13 protein-coding genes and 1 tRNA gene are annotated in these 16,465 nt (G+C 71.8%); 1 reads left to right on the top strand and 13 read right to left on the bottom strand.

Features of this window, described 5'->3' with window-relative positions; translation table 11 throughout:
- The first annotated feature begins 45 nt into the window (after positions 1 to 45).
- A complete protein-coding gene (locus OG514_RS25840) occupies positions 46 to 756 on the top strand; it encodes a class I SAM-dependent methyltransferase (protein ID WP_266898751.1) in 711 nt (236 codons plus the stop codon).
- Between the two features lie 63 nt (positions 757 to 819).
- Here the strand turns inward: OG514_RS25840 and OG514_RS25835 are convergent, their stop codons facing one another.
- From OG514_RS25835 to OG514_RS25775, 13 genes are all read right to left on the bottom strand, one after another.
- Positions 820 to 1,188, bottom strand: coding sequence for a zinc ribbon domain-containing protein YjdM (locus tag OG514_RS25835; protein WP_323181604.1), 369 nt, complete (start codon positions 1,186 to 1,188; stop codon positions 820 to 822).
- Between the two features lie 114 nt (positions 1,189 to 1,302).
- Positions 1,303 to 1,390 (bottom strand) — tRNA-Leu (locus OG514_RS25830).
- A gap of 271 nt (positions 1,391 to 1,661) precedes the next feature.
- On the bottom strand, positions 1,662 to 2,723 hold the full coding sequence (locus tag OG514_RS25825) for a sugar phosphate isomerase/epimerase (RefSeq protein WP_266898749.1): 1,062 nt from the start codon (positions 2,721 to 2,723) through the stop codon (positions 1,662 to 1,664).
- Positions 2,720 to 4,201 carry a nucleotide pyrophosphatase/phosphodiesterase family protein gene (locus OG514_RS25820; protein WP_266898747.1) on the bottom strand — a complete coding sequence of 494 codons (1,482 nt, stop codon included), beginning with the start codon at positions 4,199 to 4,201 and terminating at the stop codon, positions 2,720 to 2,722. Before OG514_RS25820 ends, OG514_RS25825 begins: the two co-directional genes overlap by 4 nt.
- Positions 4,198 to 5,475, bottom strand: a complete 1,278-nt coding sequence (gene eboE / locus OG514_RS25815; protein WP_266898745.1) for a metabolite traffic protein EboE — start codon at positions 5,473 to 5,475, stop codon at positions 4,198 to 4,200. The genes OG514_RS25820 and eboE overlap by 4 nt, the downstream gene beginning before the upstream one ends.
- A gap of 9 nt (positions 5,476 to 5,484) precedes the next feature.
- Complete coding sequence (locus OG514_RS25810; RefSeq protein WP_266898743.1) at positions 5,485 to 6,333, bottom strand: TatD family hydrolase; 849 nt, start codon at positions 6,331 to 6,333, stop codon at positions 5,485 to 5,487.
- Complete coding sequence (locus OG514_RS25805; protein WP_266898741.1) at positions 6,333 to 6,899, bottom strand: EboA domain-containing protein; 567 nt, start codon at positions 6,897 to 6,899, stop codon at positions 6,333 to 6,335. Before OG514_RS25805 ends, OG514_RS25810 begins: the two co-directional genes overlap by 1 nt.
- Positions 6,893 to 7,894, bottom strand: a complete 1,002-nt coding sequence (locus OG514_RS25800; protein ID WP_266898739.1) for a sugar phosphate isomerase/epimerase — start codon at positions 7,892 to 7,894, stop codon at positions 6,893 to 6,895. Before OG514_RS25800 ends, OG514_RS25805 begins: the two co-directional genes overlap by 7 nt.
- The gene (locus OG514_RS25795) at positions 7,891 to 8,946 is read right to left on the bottom strand and encodes an SCO3242 family prenyltransferase (RefSeq protein WP_266898737.1); all 1,056 of its coding nucleotides are present in this window, start codon (positions 8,944 to 8,946) and stop codon (positions 7,891 to 7,893) included. Before OG514_RS25795 ends, OG514_RS25800 begins: the two co-directional genes overlap by 4 nt.
- A complete protein-coding gene (locus tag OG514_RS25790) occupies positions 8,943 to 10,088 on the bottom strand; it encodes an inositol-3-phosphate synthase (RefSeq protein ID WP_266898735.1) in 1,146 nt (381 codons plus the stop codon). The genes OG514_RS25795 and OG514_RS25790 overlap by 4 nt, the downstream gene beginning before the upstream one ends.
- 109 nt (positions 10,089 to 10,197) lie before the next feature.
- The gene (locus tag OG514_RS25785; RefSeq protein WP_266898733.1) at positions 10,198 to 13,881 is read right to left on the bottom strand and encodes a ThuA domain-containing protein; all 3,684 of its coding nucleotides are present in this window, start codon (positions 13,879 to 13,881) and stop codon (positions 10,198 to 10,200) included.
- 259 nt (positions 13,882 to 14,140) lie between these two features.
- Positions 14,141 to 15,145 carry a sugar phosphate isomerase/epimerase gene (locus tag OG514_RS25780; protein WP_266898731.1) on the bottom strand — a complete coding sequence of 335 codons (1,005 nt, stop codon included), beginning with the start codon at positions 15,143 to 15,145 and terminating at the stop codon, positions 14,141 to 14,143.
- Positions 15,146 to 15,158: 13 nt separating this feature from the next.
- Positions 15,159 to 16,421: a Gfo/Idh/MocA family protein gene (locus tag OG514_RS25775; RefSeq protein WP_266898729.1), complete on the bottom strand. Its 1,263-nt coding sequence runs from the start codon at positions 16,419 to 16,421 to the stop codon at positions 15,159 to 15,161.
- Positions 16,422 to 16,465: the final 44 nt, after the last annotated feature.

The raw sequence follows: 16,465 nt of genomic DNA, 5'->3' as shown, positions 1-16,465 counted from the left end.
GGGCGCTCTGCCACACACGGGTGGTGACGGCATAGGGTCGGGGACATGTTCACCCCGCAGGGTCCCAGCCTCCGCGAGCTGACCGTCCAGGCCCTCTCGTCCGTCGAGCACGGCTACGACCTGCTCGCGGACAAGTTCGACGCGACCCCGTTCCGCACCTCGGACCGCCTCCTGACCGCGGTCACCCACACCCTGGAGACCCTCGGCCCCTTCGACTCGGGGCTCGACGTCTGCTGCGGGACCGGCGCCGGACTCGACGTCCTCCGCTCGGTCTGCGCGGGCCCGGTCACCGGCGTCGACTTCAGTACGGGCATGCTGACCCGGGCCCGCGACGCCCACCCCACCGCCACCCTGGTCCGCGCCGACGCCCTGGCCCTGCCCTTCGCCCCGGTCTTCGACCTGGCGGTCAGCTTCGGCGCCTTCGGCCACTTCCTCCCGGACGACCAGCGCACCCTGTTCGCCCAGGTCCACGGCTCGCTCCGCCCCGGCGGCACGTTCGCCTTCCCCGTCCCCGCCCCGCCCCCGGTCGGCTCCCGGCTCTACTGGATCCTGTGGGGCTTCGACGCCACGATGCGCGTCCGCAACGCGCTCTGGCGCCCGCCGTTCGTCATGTACTACCGCACCTTCCGCCTCGCGGACGTCCGCTCCCGACTGGAGGACGCGGGCTTCGAGGTCTCCTTCACCCCGATCGAGCCCCTCGGTCGCCGAGACGACGGCAGCCCGCGGTGCCGCCTGGTGGTGGCCCGGAAGACGTAGGCGCCCTCCTTCGGCCATGGCGTGCCTCCGCCACTCGCACGACGGCATCGGCCATCGCGCGGCTCAGGCCTTCTTGACCACGCTGGACTTGAGCTGCATGGCACCGAAGCCGTCGATCCTGCAGTCGATGTCGTGTCCGTCGACGCCGTCGACCAGGCGGATGTTGCGCACCTTGGTGCCCGCCTTGATCCCGGAGGGGTTGCCCTTGACCTTGAGTGCCTTGACGACGGTCACCGTGTCGCCATCACTGAGCACATTGCCGACGGCGTCCTTGATCACGCGCTCCCCGCCCGCCTCCGCACCGGCGGTGCCGCTCGCACCGTCGGCGGCCGGCACCCACTCGTGGCCGCACTCGGGGCACACCACCAGATTGTTCATCTCGTAGGTGTACTCGCTGGAGCACTGGGGACAGGGGGGAATGTTCTCGATCACTCCCCCAGGATAGGCGGGCTCCCGGCCCGCCACCCCAGGCCACGGGGGGCCCGCCGGGGGCCACCGCGCACAACGCGAAATGCCGGTCGATACGAGATCGACCGGCATTTCCGCTGGTGTCCGAGGGGGGACTTGAACCCCCACGCCCGATAAAGGGCACTAGCACCTCAAGCTAGCGCGTCTGCCATTCCGCCACCCGGACAAGGTGTCTGTCGATTCGGGGTTTCCCTCGCAGCGACAGATGTAACTCTACCAGGGGTTCCAGGCGCCTTTCACCAGCGTTTTCCGTGGTCAGTGGGGTGAAGCCGCCTTGCAGTCCTTGATCAAGTCCAGATCTCCCGACCATGCGCACGGAACGCCTCGGACCGCGCACGCAGAGTGCCGTGCTGCGATGCCCGGCGGCCTCGGACCCCCGGTCGAGGGGGTCCGAAGCCGTCCGGCGGGTCGGCCGCCCCTTCTCGCACAGGGACGGGTCAGCGGCCCTTCTCGCGCAGGGAGTGGAGGTGGGCGCTGGACCTGCGGGCGAAGCTCAGCGAGTCCACGGGGTTGTCTCGCTCGGTCTGCCAGTGATGGGCGTTCCTGCCGTGGTGGGTGCGGTTCACCGCCGAGATGAAGCGCCGGTAGTCGATGTCGCCGTCCCCTACGTCCGTCATCCGGTAGCCGTAGGGGACGGCGGTGTCGTCGCGGTCGCCGTCCTTGACGTGGAACAGCGGATAGCGGTGGGGCTGGGCGAGGACGTAGTCGAGCGGGTCGAAGGGGGCGGGGGTGCCGTCCGGGCGGGTCGAGTAGCGGTACTGGCCGACGTACGCCCAGAAGATGTCCATCTCCAGATGCACCAGGTCGGGGTCGGTCTCGGCGAGAAGGACGTCGTAGAGGCGTACGTCGGGGCGGTCACTGGCGAAGGAGAACTCCTCCGAGTGGTTGTGCTGGTAGAACTTCATGCCGCGCTTCCTCGCCGCGGCGCCGAACCTGTTGAACTCCTCGGCACAGCGCTTCCAACCGTCGACCGTGGAGCCGTAGCGCCAGGGCCCGGAGGCAGTACCGATGTGGGGCAGCCCCAGGGCGGCGGCGTCGTCGAGGACGCGGTCGAGGTTCTGGGCGAAGGTGTACGCGCCGGGGTCGTCGGCGTAGTAGCCGACGTGGCTGCCGATGGGACGCAGACCGTGGTCGCGGGTGAGGCGCTTGAGCTGGGCGAGGCTGAGGGGACCGGCGGAGCCCTGGCTGTAGCCGGCGTACTCGACCTCGTCGTAGCCGTACTTCTGCAGTTCGGCGAAGACGGCGGCGAAGCCGAGGGTCGCGACCTTGTCGCGGAGCGAGTAGAGCTGGATTCCGAGGCGGCCCGGCGGCAGGACGGGGCGACCATGGCCCTGGCCGTGGCGCTCACTGTCGTTCTGGGCCGCGGCGGCCGCGGGGGCCGCGGCGCCGAGGAGGGCGGCGGCGGTCGCGCCGGCGGCGACGCTCAGCATGTTCCGCCTGCTGAGCCTGTGGACAAGCTCGGGGTCGTTGGCGGCTTCGGAACGGCGGGTGCGACTCATCTGTGGATAACTCCTTGGCTGTCGGAGGGGCCTGCTTCACTGGATTCAGCTGGATTCGGAAAGGCGTCTCGGGCGACTCCGGCCAGCCTGAGCAGCAGGTTCTTCACATCGGTGGCCGCGACGCGGCCGTCCAGGGCGCGGGGGGTGGAGCACAGGATGAGCGGACCTTCGTCATCGCTCGTGGGAAGGCGGCCATGGCTGCCGCGAAGAGGTGAGGGGTCAAGGGGGACGACCGCCAGCCGGTACCGCATACCGAGCTTCTTGCGGGCGATCTCCCTGGCTGCCTTGATCCGCACGTAGGGATCGAGGGGGTCCATGAGGAGTTCGGCGGGGTCGTAGCCGGGCTTGCGATGGATCTCGACGAGCTGCGCGAAGTCGGGGGCGCGGGCGTCGTCGAGCCAGTAGTAGTACGTGAACCAGGCGTCGGGCTCGGCGAGGGCGACCAGCTCCCCCGAGCGCGGATGGTCCAGGCCGTGTTCCTTCTTGCCCTCGTCGTCGAGGAGCCGTTCCAGACCGGGAAGGTCCGCGAGGGCTGCCCGGACGGCCGGCAGGTCCGTGGGCCGCCGCACGTAGACATGGGCGATCTGGTGGTCGGCGACGGCGAACGCCCTGGAGGTCATGGGGTCCAGGTACTCCATGCCGTCCTGGGTGTGGACCTCCAGGAGGCCGGCGCGGCGCAGGGCGCGGTTGATGTCGACGGGGCGCTCGACCCGGGTGATCCCGTACTCGGAGAGGACGACGACCGTACGGCCCTCGGCCCGTGCTTCGGCCAGGAGCGGGGCGAGGACGGTGTCGAGTGCTGCGGCGGCGCGGAAGGAGCGCGGGTCGTCGGGGCCGTAGCGCTGCAGGTCGTAGTCGAGGTGCGGGACGTAGCAGAGGGCGAGGTCGGGACGGCGGGTGCGGAGGATGTGACGGGTGGCGTCGACGATCCAGCGGCTGGAGACGAGGTCGGCGCCGGGTCCCCAGAAGTGGAAGAGGGGGAACGTGCCGAACTTCTCGGTGAGTTCGTCGTGCAGGGCGGGTGGCCGGGTGTAGCAGTCGGGTTCCTTGCGTCCGTCGGCGTAGTAGACGGGGCGGGGGGTGACGGTGATGTCGGTGTCGGCGCCCATCGCGTACCACCAGCAGATGTTGGCAACGGTGTAGCCGGGATGGCTGCGGCGGGCGGCGTCCCAGAGGCGGTCTCCGGAGACGAGGCCGTTGTGCTGGCGCCACAGCAGGACGTCGCCGAGGTCCCGGAAGTACCAGCCGTTGCCGACGATGCCGTGCTCGGTCGGGAGGGTGCCGGTGAGGAAGGTGGTCTGGGCGGTGCAGGTGACGGCGGGCAGGACGGTGGAGAGCGGGGCCTGGGAGCCGTTGCGGGCGAGGGCGGCCAGGTGGGGCATGTGCGGCAGCAGCCGTGGGGTGAGACCGACGACGTCGAGGACCAGGAGGGGGGTGGGCGCGGGTGTGGAAGCGGGTGCGGGTGCGGTGTCGTTCATGGCAGTTCCTTGAGGCCGAGGTCGGTCAGCAGCTCGCGGGCCAGGGTCAGTTCGGCGGCGATGCCGTCGGCGAGCCGGGCCCGGGTGCGGGGTCGGCTCTCGGGCGGAAGGGCCTGCCAGGTGTACGTCTCGACCTCCAGGTGGTGGGTGCGCGGGTGCGGGCCGCCGACGAGGAGGGCGAGGGCGTCCCGGAGTACGGGGAGCGTGGAGCTGAGCGGAGGGGCGGGCGGAGCGTGCAGGGGGATGTGGAAATGGGCGCGCCAGGGTGTCGCGTCGGGGAGGCCGGGGACCGTCGGGGCGGCGGTGCCGAGGGCCTCCGGGAGGTCGTCGGTGCCGCGGAGGCCGGCGGCGGTTCGGGTGCGGGTCTGGTGGAGGAAGCGGGGCTCGGCGAACGCGGCGAGCGCCGCCCTGACCTCGGGGAGGTGTGGGTGCTCGGCGTGGAGCGCGGCCGAGAGCTGGGCCTTGGGTACCGGGATGCCCGCTGCGGCGAGGGAGTCCAGGGCGGTGCGCGGGTCCTCGAAGGAGGTCGCGAGATGGCAGGTGTCGAGGCAGACACCGATACGGAGGCTCGGAGCGGAGCTCGGACCGGGGACCGGACCGGGGATCGGTTCCGGGCTCGGGCTGCGGTCAGGAGTGCGGCCAGGACGAGGGCTCGGCACGGCGGTGAGTGCGGTGAGTGCGGTGACGGCGTCGGCGACGGTCTCGACGACGCAGCCCGGCTCCGGTTCGAGGCCGATCCGGATGCTTCTCCCGGTGAGTTCCTCCAGCGCGTCGAGCCGGACGGAGAGCGTCCTGAGGGCAGTACGGGCGGTGGCGGCGGCATCGGCGTCGAAGGCCGTGCGCCAGGCGAGAGGCAGGGTGGAGACGGACCCTTCGGTGACGTCCTCGGGAAGCAGCGCGGCGAGGAGACGGGCGAGGTCGGTGGTGTGGGCGAGGCGCTCGGGGCGGGTCCAGTCGGGCTGGTAGACGCGGTACTTGACCTCGGCGGCGCCGAAGCCTTCGTACGGAAAGCCGTTGAGGGTGACCACTTCGAGGCCGCGTCGATCCAGTTCGGCGCGCAGGGCTCGGAGCGAGGCCGGGTCGGTGGTCAGGGAACGGGCGGCGTCCCGGGCGAGCCAGAGTCCGATGCCGAGACGGTCGCGGCCGAGGCGGCGGCGGACCGGCTCGCAGTGGTCGCGGAGCTGGGCGAGGACGCCGTCGAGGGTCTCGGCCGGGTGCACGTTGGTGCAGTAGGCGAGGTGGACGGTGGAGCCGTCGGGGTGCCGGAAGCGCATGGGGGCGCCTCATTCCCCGCCGCGAAGGACGGAGTTGCCCTCATACAGGTCCGGCGGGGTGGGGAGGTCGAGGTGGAGTCGTCCGCTGAGCCCGTAGAAGGCGACGGGGTTGCGCCAGAGGACCTGGTCGACGTCGTCGTCCGTGAAGCCGGCGGTGAGCATGGCCTCGGCGACCGAGCGGGTCTTGAGGGGGTCGCTGCGGCCCCAGTCCGCGGCCGAGTTCACGAGGACGCGTTCGGTTCCGTACTCCTTGAGGATCGCGACCGTCCGGTCCTCGTCCATCTTGGTGTCGGGATAGACGGAGAAGCCGAGCCAGGCGCCGCTGTCGGCGGCCTCCTTGACGGTCGTCTCGTTGAGGTGGTCGAGGAGGACGTGGTCCGGGGCGAGCACGGACTCGCGCACGACGTCCAGGGTGCGGCGCAGGCCGGTGAGCTTGTCGCGGTGCGGGGTGTGGACGAGCGCCGGCAGGCCGTGGTCGGCCGCGAGCTGGAGCTGGGCGGCGAGCGCCGTGTCCTCGGCGGGCGTCAGGGAGTCGTACCCGATCTCGCCGACGGCGACGACACCGTCCTTGGCGAGATACCGGGGCAGGGCGTCGAGGACGGGGACGCAGCGGGGGTCGTTGGCCTCCTTCGGGTTGAGGGCGAGGGCGCAGTGGTGGGCGATGCCGTGCTGGGCGGCGCGGAAGGGCTCCCAGCCGAGGAGGGAGTCGAAGTAGTCGAGGAAGGAGGCGGGCGAGGTGCGGGGCTGGCCGAGCCAGAACGACGGTTCGACGAGGGCGCGGACACCGGCGTCGTACATCGACCGGTAGTCGTCCGTGGTGCGCGAGGTCATGTGGATGTGCGGGTCGAAGATGCGCATCAGGACTCCTCGGCGGGCGCGGTGAGGGCGAGGACGCGGGGCAGGTCGGCTGGGACGTCGCGGTCGGCGGCGATGCGCTCGGCGGCGTGGTCGGTGAGCATCCGGGCGAGTTCGGTGTCGCCGGCGGCGCGCTCGGCGAGTCCGGCGACGACCGTGACGGGGACGCCGGTGAAGAGACATTTGAGGAGGGCGTGGCGCCAGGTGTGGGGGGTGAGGTGAGTGGCGGCGTAGGGGCCGAGGGCGGCGGCGAGGAGGGTGGTGTCGTGGGTGCGGAGGGCGTCCTCGACGAGGGGAAGGGCCTCGGGGCCGGTGACGAGGGCGGGGAGGGCCAGGAGGACGGCGCGGCGCTCGGCGGTGGCGCCGTGGTGATAGAGGCGGGCGAGGGTGTCGGGGTCGGCCTCGGCCGCCCGGAGGAGAAGGGTGCGGGCCTCGTCCGCGTGCTCGCGACCGCAGTGCCGGCCGGCGGTGACGAACCGCTCCTCCCACCCGGGGGTCCGGGCGGAGGCCTCGGCGAGGGCGGAGTCCAGCCAGGCGCGGATGGTGGCGGTGGCGGTGCCGGTCAGCATGGCGGGGTCTCCCGGCGCAGGAAGGAGAGGGAGGTGCGGGCTAGTTCGGGGCCGGCGTGGGAGTGCCGGGGCAGTTCGACGACGGTCAGCCCGGGATAGCCGGCGGCCGTGAGTTCGCCGACGGCGGCGAGTACCGGCGGGAAGTCGATCTCACCGTCGCCGAACGGCAGGTGCTCGTGGACGCCGCGCCGCATGTCCTCGATCTGGATGTGGTGCACCCAGGGCGCGGCGGCGCGTAGGCAGTCGGCGGGAGGGAGGGGTTCGAGGCACTGGCAGTGGCCGATGTCGAGGGTGAGGCCGAGTACGGCGGGTGCGGGGTCGCCGATGAGTCCGCGCAGCTGGTGGAAGTCGTCGAGGGTGGCGAGGAGGTGGCCTGGTTCGGGTTCGACGGCGAGGGGGACGCGGGCGGCTTCCGCGGCCTCCAGGACAGGAGTGAGCGAGGAGGTGAGGCGCTTCCAGGCCTCGTCGGGCGGGGTGTCGTGGGGGAGGACGCCGCTGAAGCAGTGCACGGCGTGGGCGCCGAGGTCGGCGGCGACCCGCACGGCCCTCAGCAGCAGCCGGACGCGGGCGGCGCGGTCCTCGGGATCCGGGTCGAGCAGGGAGGGGCCGTGCTTGCGGCGCGGATCGAGGACGTAGCGGGCACCGGTCTCGACGGTCACGCCGAGGCCGAGTGCGCCGAGGCGCCGGGCGACCTGGGCGGTGCGGGCGGCCAGGCCGGGGGCGAGGGGGTCGAGGTGCATGTGGTCGAGCGTCAGCCCGACGCCGTCATAGCCGAGATCGGCGAGGAGCCCGAGTGCCTCGTCGAGCCGTAGATCGGTGAGGCCGTTGGTGCCGTAGCCCAGCCGGGGGCGGGCAGAGGGGCCGGCCGAGGGGTGGGCCGCGAGGTCGGGTGTGGGGTGAGGCGCGGGGTGAGGTGCGCGGTGGTCGGTGCGCCGCGTGGAGAGCCTGGGGCCGGAACCGGCTGGGCGGCGGGCGGCGGGACGCGGGGTGCTCATGTGGGGCTCACCTTCCGGGCGAGGGCGCGCGCGGCCGGGACGAGACCGAGCAGCGCGAGCGCGGTTCCCGGTGCCCCGGCGCGGGCGGCGAGCGCGGCCTGGAGCGGGATCGTGGCCCGGATCCCGCCACCGACGGCCCGCTCGGTGAGCGCCGCGGACGGGTTGAGCGCGGCGTGGAGGAGGAGGGTGGCGGGGGTACGGGCGTAGGCCAGGGCGAGGAGGGTGCCGAGACCGCGGGAGGGGAGGGGCAGGCGGGTGGGGAGGGCGGGGTGGGGGCGGGGGGCGGGGGCCCCGGAGAGGGAGACGGAGGAAGCGGCGGTGCCGGCCGGCCGGCGGCCGGTCACGCCGCCCGAGGCCGCCCCGGTCCCTGCCCCGGTCCCTGCCCCTGCCCCTGCCCCTGCCCCTGCCCCTGCAACCGCCACCGCCCCGGCCACTGCCAGGGTCACGGCGAGTGCGGCGAGCGGGGTGCGGGTGGAGCCGCCCTGGGTCTCGTGGCGGGAGACGGCGGTGACGGCGTAGGTGTGAGCCCCGAGCAGGGCGGCGGAGGGGAGGGCGTGGACGGCGCGGGGGTGGGGTCTGCCGCTTCCGCTCGTCGAGGCCGTGGCTCCCAGGAGGAGGTCCAGGGCTCGGGTCGTGGCCATGGTGGCGGGGCCGGCCGGCGTGTGTTTGAGGCCGAGGTCGTAGGCCCAGACCGTGGTGGCGAGGGCGGTGGCGACCGCGAGGGACGGGCGGCCCGCGCGGGAGGCCAGTGCCAGGCCCGTCGTTGTCAGGGCCACCGAGGCCGTGAGGGCGGCTCTCGGTGTGATGCGGCCGGAGGGCAGCGGGCGGTGGGGGCGTTCGGCGGCGTCCTCCGTCCGGTCGGCCCAGTCGTTGAGGGCCATGCCCGCCTCGTACAGGCAGAGCGAGGCGCCGATCGCGCAGAGGGTGCCCCGGCCGGGGCGGGTCCCGGTCGCCGCGGCGCCGGCGAGGGCGTCGCCGGGTACCGAGAACAGCGCCGATACGCGGAGGAGTTCCGCCCAGGCCTGTGCCCGGCCGGTACGTCGCCGGGTCATCGGGGGGTCTCCGTACCCATGTCCCTCGTGCCCGGACGGTCCCCCAGCGTGCGGCCGAAGGCCAGCAAGCGCTCGTACTGGTCCGCGAGGGAGGCCGGTGGGGTGCCTTCGGGGTCCTTGAAGTAGAAGGCGAGGTCTTCCAGGGGGCCCGTGAGTCCCCTCTCGTGGGCGCGGGCGGTGAGGCGCGCCAGGTCGAGGACGAGGGGGGCGGCGAGGGCCGAGTCGCAGCCCTGCCAGAGGGTCTGGAGGATCATGCGGGTGCCGAGGAAGCCGTCGAAGGCGATGTGGTCCCAGGCGGTCTTCCACTCCCCCATCGCGGGGACGTCGTCGATGTGGACCTGGCCTTCGACGCCGGTGCCGAGGGTGTCGGTGAGGACGCGTTCCTTGCCGGCGTTCTTGGCGGCGGCTGCTGCCGGGTCGGCGAGGGCGGCTCCGTCGCCGCCGCCGAGGAGGTTGCTGCCGGACCAGGCGCGTACGGTCAGGGCGCGCTGGCGGAACATCGGGGCGAGGACGGCGCGGAGGAGGGTCTGGCCGGTCTTGCCGTCGCGGCCGGCGTGCGGCAGTCCGCTCGCGGCGAGCGGGGCGGCGAGGGCGGGGTGGCGCAGGCCCGTGGACGGGGTGAAGTTGACGTACGGGCAGCCTGCGCGGAGTGCTGCGGCGGCGTACAGGGTGCTGGGTGGGAGCCCGACGCCCCCCGACGCCGGCTCCGTGGAGGCCACATTGACGACCACGACGCGGTCCAGGCCAATGCGTGCCCGGAAGTCCGTCAGGTCGTGGGTGAAGGCTTTGACGAGTTGTTCGTCGGTGCGGGTGTCGCCGGGGGTGGGTCCGCCGGGGCGGATCTCGTGGTCGGCGGCTTCGAGTTCGCGGGTGACGGCGTGGGTGAGGCCGTACGGGAGGACTCCGGCGGTGGTGAGTTGTTCGGCTCGTTTGGGGAGCGGGCAGTCGGTGGTGTCGTGGCCGCCGAAGACGAGGTCGGCGAGTGGGGGCAGGCCGGTGTCGGCGAGTTCGGGGGTTTCGGTGGCCATGCCGGTGGGTGGGTGGAGTCCGGCGACGAGGGCGGCGCGGCCGGCCACGGTGGTGGTGGCGACGGAGCCTCTCGCGCCGATGAGCCAGATTCCGGTGCGGGGTGCGGGGGTCATGGCGTCGGCCTCCCTGCTCATCCGGGGAATGGGGATTGGGGGTTGGGGGTGGTGACGGTGGGCGGGGGGTACGGCGCCGCCCCGCCCACCGTCGGCTGGGGGACTTCCGTCAGGAGGTGGGGAGTTGCTTGAGGCGGATGTCGCGGAAGGCGGCCTGGTCCTGGGCTCCGTGGTTCTGGATGCCGATGTGGCCGCTGGTGAGGCTGCGGGCGGGGTCGGTGTTGGTGAAGTCGTTGATCTTGAGGCCGTTGAGGAAGACCTGGAGGCGTTCGCCCTGGACGCGGATTTCGTAGGTGTTCCACTGGCCGGGCGGGCGGAGGGCCTGGTCGCGGGCCTTGAGGTTGGCGGACTTGAAGCCGTAGACGGCGCCGGTGGTGCGGTCGGCGGCGTCGGTGGCGTCGATCTGGATCTCGTAGCCGTTGTTCACGGCGGACCAGGGGTCGTCGGAGGCGGGGAAGCCGACGAAGATGCCGGAGTTGGAGTCTCCGGTGAGTTTCCAGTCGAGGGTGAGCGAGTAGGACCGGAGTTCCTTGGCCTGGTACCAGAGCATGCCCATGCCGCCGGTGGAGTGGAGTGCGCGGTCGGTGATGTCGAAGCCGCCGGGTCCGGCCTGCTTCCAGCCTTCGTGGGTCTCGCCGTTGAAGAGGTCGCGGTAGCCGGTCTGGGGCCGGCAGTCGGCCTTGACCTGGCCGGTGGCGTAGCGGAGGCCGCCCAGGAGGTGTTGGCGGAAGGCGGGTTCGGCGTACGACTCCTTGGTGTGGCCGCCTCCGGTGTAGAAGGAGCGGCCGCCGCCGTAGGTCTGGCACCAGGCGATGGGGTGGTCGCCCTTCATGGTGCCGCCCTGGTAGGTGGTTTCGTCGAGGGTGGCGAGGACGCGGGCCTGGTCGCGGGGGTTGGTGCGGTAGTTGTACCACTCGTCGGTGCGCTGCCAGGGCCCGTCGAGGTGGGCGGTGGCGGGGTGGGTGTGGTCTTCGGCGCGGACGGTGGCGGGCTGGATCTGGGGGTGGGACTGGAAGTAGGCGCCGACGAGTCCGCCGTAGAAGCTCCAGTCGTATTCGGTGTCGGCCGCGGCGTGGATGCCCATGTAGCCGCCGCCGGTGGAGACGTAGTTCTCGAAGGCCTTCTGTTGGTCGGTGTCGAGGACGTCGCCGGTGGTGGAGAGGAAGACGACGGCGTCGTAGCGGGCGAGGTTGTTGGTGGTGAACTGGCGTGGTTCTTCGGTGCTGTCGATGATGATGTCGCTGGTGGTGCCGAGTTCCTTGAGGGCGGTGATGCCTGTGCCGATGGAGTCGTGGCGGAATCCTGCGGTCTTGGAGAAGACCAGGACTCGCTTGGTGTGGTGGTTGACCGGGGTGTTGGAGAAGGTGAAGTCGTCGACGTCGTAGAGGGCGCCGGTGCCGCCCTTGAAGACGAGGAAGAGTTCGGTGGTCTTGCGGGGCAGGTTCCGCAGGGGTACGTCGATGTCCTGGAAGGTCTCCCAGCTTCCGGTGACGGGGACGGGTGCGGAGCCGTGGAGGGGGCCGGTGGGTGAGCCGGTGCGGACTTCGAGGAAGCCGCCGTTGCCGCCGGAGGAGATGCGGGCGGTGAGTTTGGTGGCTCCGCTGAGGTTGTAGGGCTTGAAGGAGATCCAGTCGCCGTTGTCGATGTCGCCGACGGTGCGTCCGCCGTTGGCCTGGGTCTTGTCGAAGAGGTTGACGCCGTTCTGGGCGTCGAAGTGTTCGGCCTGGCGGTGGCGGGGCTGGAGTTTGGCCTGGTCGTTGCCGGTGAGGGCGGCCTGGCCGCCGGCTCCGCCGTCGGTGTATTCGGCGTTGAAGACGGCGAAGATGTTGGCGTCGTCGTCGTGTCCGCCGTCGGCGGAGGTCTTGATGGTGCCGGTGCAGCCGTTGGCGGTGGTGACGGGGTGGCCGTGGCTGTCGTGGCCGAGGACGTAGGTGACCTTGACCTTGGCGCAGTCGATGGCGCCGTCTTCGGGGTCGGTGACGGTGACCTTGAAGGGGATGTCGTCGCCGAAGGAGAAGAGGGCTCCTTCTGCGGGGAGTTCGAGGGTGACCTTGGGTGCGGTGTTGCCGACGACGATGTGGACGGAGGCGGAGCCGGTGCGGCCGCTCGCGTCCTTCGCCGTGACGGTGGCGGTGTAGGTGCCGTTCTTGCGGTAGGTGTGGGTGGGGTTGGCGGTGGTGGAGGTGCCGCCGTCGCCGAAGTCCCAGGTGTAGGTGAGGGCGTCGCCGTCGCCGTCGGTGGTTCCGGCGGAGGAGAAGGCGACCTTGAGGGGTGCCGTGCCGGAGGTCTTGTTCACGCTTGCCTCGGCGACCGGGGAGCGTCCGCCGGTGGCGTTCTCGATGCGGTAGAGGCCGGAGTTGTGGTCGCCGCCGAACCAGGCGGTGCCGTAGTCGAGGACGTAGAGGGCTCCGTCGGGGCCGAAGGCCATGTCCATGATCTGGGTGCCGGTCCAGGGGACGGGGTTGATGGCGGCGACGGTGCCGTTGGTGTCCTGGTCGATCCGCTTGATCCAGCGGCGGCCGAACTCGCCTGCGAAGAAGTCCCCGTCGTACGTCTCGGGGAACTTCACCGGGGAGGTGTTGGCGGGGTCGTAGCGGTAGACGGGGCCGCCCATGGGTGATTCGGAGCCGGTGCCGAACTCGGGTACGGAGCCGCCGTTGTAGGGGATCCAGGCGGGTTCGGCGGGCGGGAGGTCGACGAGTCCGGTGTTGTACGGGGAGTCGTTCTTGAGGGCTCCGCAGTCGTATGTGGCGCCGGAGGTCTTGGTGGCGAAGTCGTAGTCGACGTAGGGGTCGTTGTTGCCGGTGCAGAAGGGCCAGCCGAAGTTGCCGGGCTTGGTGACGCGGGCGAATTCGACCTGTCCGGCGGGGCCTCGCTTGGGGTCGGCGGCGCCGGCGTCGGGGCCGTAGTCGCCGACGTAGAGGATGCCGGTGGCCTTGTCGACGCTGAAGCGGAAGGGGTTGCGGAAGCCCATGGCGTAGATCTCGGGCCGGGTCCTGTCCGTGCCGGGGGCGAAGAGGTTGCCTTCGGGGACGGTGTACGTGCCGTCGTCGGCGACCTTGATGCGGAGGATCTTGCCGCGGAGGTCGTTGGTGTTGCCGGAGGTGCGGCGGGCGTCGAAGGCGGGGTTGCGGTCGGGGCGTTCGTCGATGGGGGTGTAGCCGTCTGAGGCGAAGGGGTTGGAGTCGTCGCCGGTCGACAGGTAGAGGTTGCCCTGGGCGTCGAAGTCGATGTCTCCGCCGACGTGGCAGCAGATGCCGCGGGTGGCGGGGATGTCGATGACCTTCTTCTCGCTGGCGTTGTCGAGGGTGCCGTCGGCTTTCAGCGTGAAGCGGGAGAGGCGGTTGACGCCGTCGTACTTCGCGAAGTCGGCGGCGGTGCCGTTCTCGGGGGCGTCGCCGGTGGGGGTGTCGAGGGGTGGGGCGTAGTAGAGGTAGATGGCCTTGGTGCGGGCGAAGTCGGGGTCGAGGCCGATGCCTTGGAGGCCTTCCTCGTCGTGGGAGTAGACGGGGACGGTGCCGATGACGGTGGTGTTGCCGGCGGCGTCGGTGCGGCGGAGTTCGCCGTTGCGGGAGGTGTGGAGGACGCTGCGGTCCGGGAGTACGGCGAGGGACATGGGTTCGCCGACTTCTTCGCCGCCCTTGGCGAGGGTGATCTGCTGGAACTCTTCGGCGGCGGCGGTTGCGGCGGGGGTTTCCGGTTCGGCGGCGAGGCTCTGGGGTGTGCCGAGGGCGAGTAGTCCGATGGTGAGCAGGGCGAGCGACTTCCTGGTTCGGAGTCGTTTTCTGTGCACGGGTGTCCTCCGGAGTCGGGCCGGGTGTGCGGGTTGTCCGGGGACCGGCGTGCGCCGTCACGCTGGTCGCGTCATGCGGTTACGTCCCACAGTTACGTCATGTACACATCAGGGACCGTAGTCGGCTTCGTCCACCACGGAAAGCCCTTGCGCACCAGTACGGTCGAACTTTTCCCAGCGAGAGGACAAAGGCTCTCGCGGGCAGCGCGGACCGGCCCGGCGGCGTCACCGCCGCCAGGCGCGGACCTGCGCGTTCACCTCAGTCGGCGCTCCCGAAGGCGGCGTCGAAGGAGGCCGCCGGGGGGTCGAAGTCGTACCGCTTGAGGAAGGACAGCGCCTCGGGGGCGCCGGTCAGCCGGTCCATGCCGGCGTCCTCCCACTCCACGGAGACGGGACCGGCGTAGCCGATGGCCCGGAGCATCCGGAAGACGTCCTCCCAGGGCACGTCGCCGTGTCCCGCGGAGACGAAGTCCCAGCCGCGCCGCGGGTCGCCCCAGGGCAGATGGGAGCCGAGCCGCCCGTTGCGGCCGTCGAGCCGTTTGCGGGCCTCCTTGCAGTCCACGTGGTAGATCCGGTCGCGGAAGTCCCACAGGAAGCCGACGGGGTCGAGGTCCTGCCACACGAAGTGGCTCGGGTCGAAGTTGAGCCCGAAGGCGGGGCGCCGGCCGACGGCCTCCAGGGCCCGTTGGGTGGTCCAGTAGTCGTAGGCGATCTCGCTGGGGTGCACCTCGTGGGCGAAGCGGACGCCTTCGGCGTCGAAGACGTCGAGGATCGGGTTCCAGCGTTCGGCGAAGTCCTCGAAGCCGCGCTCGACCATGCGCTCGGGGACCGGCGGGAACATCGCCACCAGATGCCAGATCGAGGAGCCGGTGAAGCCGACGACGGTGTCGACACCGAGTGCCGCCGCGGCCCGGGCGGTGTCCGCGAGCTCACGGGCGGCCCGCTGCCGCACCCCCTCGGCGTCGCCGTCGCCCCAGATGCGGGCGGGCACGATCGCCTGGTGGCGTTCGTCGATGGGGTGGTCGCAGACGGCCTGCCCCACCAGGTGGTTGGAGATCGCCCAGCACTTCAGGCCGTACGCGTCGAGCAGTTCGCGTCTGCCCTTGACGTACGCCGGGTCGGCGAGGGCCTTGTCCACCTCGAAGTGGTCGCCCCAGCAGGCGAGTTCGAGGCCGTCGTAGCCGAAGTCGCGGGCGAGCCGGCAGACCTCCTCCAGGGGCAGGTCGGCCCACTGGCCGGTGAAGAGCGTGAAGGGTCGTGGCACGGTCGGGCGCCTCCTAGCTCGGTACGCGGGAAGGAGAGGGGGAAGGGACGGGAGCGGTGACGGCGGTGGGGGCCGGGATCGGCACCGGGGTGTAGACGGCGTTGCCGCGGGCGCTCTCCTCCACGGCGGCCAGGACCCGCTGGACCTGGAGGCCGTCGGCGAAGGAGGGCGTCGGAGCGACGCCGCTCGCGACGGCGTGGACCAGGTCGCGGGCCTGGTGGGCGAAGGTGTGCTCGTAGCCGAGCGCGTGACCGGGCGGCCACCAGCCCTCCAGGTACGGGTGGTCGGGTTCGGTCACGAGGATGCGGCGGAAGCCCGCCGAGACGGCCGGTTCGGTGTGGTCGTGGAACGACAGTTCGTTGAGCCGCTCCAGGTCGAAGGCGAGCGAGCCGCGCTCCCCGTTGATCTCCAGCCGGAGCGCGTTCTTGCGGCCCGCGGCCATCCGGGTGGCCTCGAAGGAGGCGAGTGCGCCGGAGGCGAGCCGCCCGGTGAACAGGGCCGCGTCGTCGACCGTGACCTGTCCGTACGCCTCCGATCCCGCTCCCCCGCCGAGTCCGCCGACGCCGGTGCCGGCGAGCAGGGGACGCTTCCGTACGAAGGTCTCGGTGAGCGCCGACACACCGACGAGCGGCTCCCCCGCGAGGTACTGGGCGAGGTCGACGGCGTGGGCGCCCAGGTCTCCGAGGGCGCCGGAGCCGGCGTGTTCGCGTTCCAGGCGCCAGGTCAGCGGGAACGCGGGGTCGACGAGCCAGTCCTGGAGGTAGGTGACGCGGACGTGCCGCAGGGTGCCGAGCCGTCCGTCCGCGACGAGCTGCCGTGCGTACGAAAGGGCGGGCACCCGACGGTAGTTGAAGCCGACCATGGCGATCTGGCCTCGGGCCGCCGCCGCTTCGGCGGCCGCGGCCATCGTCTCGGCCTCGGCGACCGAGTTGGCGAGCGGCTTCTCGCACAGCACGTGTTTGCCTGCCTCCAGGGCGGCGACGGCGATCTCCGCATGGCTGTCGCCGGGGGTGCAGACGTCGACGAGCTGGACGTCGTCGCGGGCGATCAGGGCGCGCCAGTCGGTTTCGGCAGCGGCCCAGCCGTGCCGTCGGGCGGCGGCCCGGACGGCGGTGGCGTCACGGCCCGCGACGGCGGCGAGGACGGGTCGCAGCGGCAGGTCGAAGACGCGGCCGGCGGTGCGCCAGCCCTGGGAGTGGGCGGCTCCCATGAACGCGTAGCCGACCATGCCGATGCCGAGCGTCGGCGGTGCGGCCCCGCTCTCCGTCTGTTCCATACGGTTCCTCCGTTTCGTGGTGCGGCGAGGTGCTGCTCCCCGGG

It is taken from the genome of Streptomyces sp. NBC_00572 (assembly GCF_026341815.1).
In the GTDB taxonomy this organism is placed as follows: Bacteria; Actinomycetota; Actinomycetes; order Streptomycetales; family Streptomycetaceae; genus Streptomyces.
The sequence above is the reverse complement of the archived record's forward strand: the minus strand, read 5'-3'. Positions and strand labels throughout refer to the sequence as shown.

Bases quoted from the DNA above. Each gene is read 5' to 3' on its own strand.
- OG514_RS25820 (WP_266898747.1), bottom strand. From the start codon at position 4,201: ATGAACGACACCGCACCCGCACCCGCTTCCACACCCGCGCCCACCCCC.
- OG514_RS25800 (WP_266898739.1), bottom strand. From the start codon at position 7,894: ATGAGCACCCCGCGTCCCGCCGCCCGCCGCCCAGCCGGTTCCGGCCCC.
- OG514_RS25775 (WP_266898729.1), bottom strand. From the start codon at position 16,421: ATGGAACAGACGGAGAGCGGGGCCGCACCGCCGACGCTCGGCATCGGC.
- OG514_RS25825 (WP_266898749.1), bottom strand. From the start codon at position 2,723: ATGAGTCGCACCCGCCGTTCCGAAGCCGCCAACGACCCCGAGCTTGTC.
- OG514_RS25795 (WP_266898737.1), bottom strand. From the start codon at position 8,946: ATGACCCGGCGACGTACCGGCCGGGCACAGGCCTGGGCGGAACTCCTC.
- eboE (WP_266898745.1), bottom strand. From the start codon at position 5,475: ATGCGCTTCCGGCACCCCGACGGCTCCACCGTCCACCTCGCCTACTGC.
- OG514_RS25810 (WP_266898743.1), bottom strand. From the start codon at position 6,333: ATGCGCATCTTCGACCCGCACATCCACATGACCTCGCGCACCACGGAC.
- OG514_RS25805 (WP_266898741.1), bottom strand. From the start codon at position 6,899: ATGCTGACCGGCACCGCCACCGCCACCATCCGCGCCTGGCTGGACTCC.
- OG514_RS25840 (WP_266898751.1), top strand. From the start codon at position 46: ATGTTCACCCCGCAGGGTCCCAGCCTCCGCGAGCTGACCGTCCAGGCC.
- OG514_RS25790 (WP_266898735.1), bottom strand. From the start codon at position 10,088: ATGACCCCCGCACCCCGCACCGGAATCTGGCTCATCGGCGCGAGAGGC.